The following is a 1,392-nucleotide window of genomic DNA, read 5'->3' as shown; positions in this document are numbered from 1 at the left end:
ATATAATTTTTATAATGTCTGTAAGATTAAATCTTGACTTCTACACTTAATCCCATCAAACAATCTTGTGGATTATCATCTAAGTAATTTTGGCAAGATGCCACAAGATCATTAACATCAGACATGTCAGGCATTAAACTATGAAACTCTCGTATATCAAGATCTGAATTAAACTTCACTGTTTTCAAAGACAGTAACGCATTATTTCTTAATGCTAATACATCATTTACTGATATAATATCATCATGCATTTCTTTAGACTCAGAATTATCACTTTCATTATTAATACATGATAATTTTGAGAGGAAACTTTGTTTCTGAGGGATGTCCGATGATGAGTCCTTCTTATGTTGTGCTAAATACCCATTAACTTTACTGTAGTCCATATTTTCGCTATATACTAGGACCTTGGATATTAATTTAGGATCAGCAGCATGTTTAGCAAGAAAACATGCTAGATCATCTGAATTGTCGTCAACATTATCGGGGTCAAAAAGATTATTTTTACACCATATCTTCTTGGCACTCGGGAATTTAGCAAAAAAAGTATCTAGATGTTTTGTTATAGAGGTCTTTTCTTTTGTATCAAAAGAGCGGCATATTATATTGTTATATTTATCAACATACTGCACCACCTGTTTTATCGAATCTTCAGGTACTATTGTAGTTTTACCCACTCTATCCACTACTTCTACTGATCTTACCAATTTAGATAGGTTTTCAGTAGAGAGTATGACGTTTTCACCTTTGCTATTAAAGTAGACATTACTGTCTATTGATGAAACTGAATATTTTTTTATATATTTACTTATGCCATCCATTACTTCTTGTTCTGATAAAAACACACGATACCCTTTATTTATAGGAACCCAGTATTTTCCTTGATTATCTGTTAACATTACCGCAGATGTGATCACAGATAAATTTTGTTTTAGAGGTGAGCTAATCTTCATACAATACTATTTTAGTTCAAGCCTGCATTATACTCTACAATTACTATTTGTCAACTTTACTAAATAGATATTTGTTATCAGTGCATGATTTATTCTAATATGTGCTGGTAATACTCATCTTGAATAAACAGAATGATAATTGGGGCAAATTAAGGGGTTTATAAATCGCAGATATTACCCAACATTATTGTTGGTAATAATATCTAAAATATTGTATTACAATGCTGTTTTTATATAAAAAATTCAGTATATCATGTATATTAATCTTACAAATCAAGGAATTACACCTAAAAAACTGCAAAAAAAGCTAAAGGATATAAAAAAGATAAATATTAGCTCATTGGATCTAACATTTAATAAGCTCGAGAAGGAAGGCGTAAAACTTTTAACTAAAGCATCATGCATGCAAAACCTTACATCCTTATATTTAGGTAATAAT

General features: G+C 30.0%; 2 protein-coding genes. One reads left to right on the top strand and one right to left on the bottom strand.

Annotation, left to right across the window (positions count from 1 at the left end):
* Nucleotides 1-26 precede the first annotated feature (26 nt).
* The gene (locus tag KYQ89_RS02020; protein WP_218460192.1) at nucleotides 27-953 is read right to left on the bottom strand and encodes a hypothetical protein; all 927 of its coding nucleotides are present in this window, start codon (nucleotides 951-953) and stop codon (nucleotides 27-29) included.
* A 253-nt stretch (nucleotides 954-1,206) separates the two neighbouring features.
* On the opposite strand from KYQ89_RS02020, the gene KYQ89_RS02015 reads away from it, so the two are divergent.
* Nucleotides 1,207-1,392, top strand: a 186-nt coding sequence (locus tag KYQ89_RS02015) for a hypothetical protein (protein ID WP_218460191.1), incomplete at its 3' end; no start/stop codon positions are given.

It is taken from the genome of Rickettsia sp. TH2014 (assembly GCF_019249195.1).
GTDB classification, from domain to species: Bacteria; Pseudomonadota; Alphaproteobacteria; order Rickettsiales; family Rickettsiaceae; genus Rickettsia; species Rickettsia felis.
The sequence above is the reverse complement of the archived record's forward strand: the minus strand, read 5'-3'. Positions and strand labels throughout refer to the sequence as shown.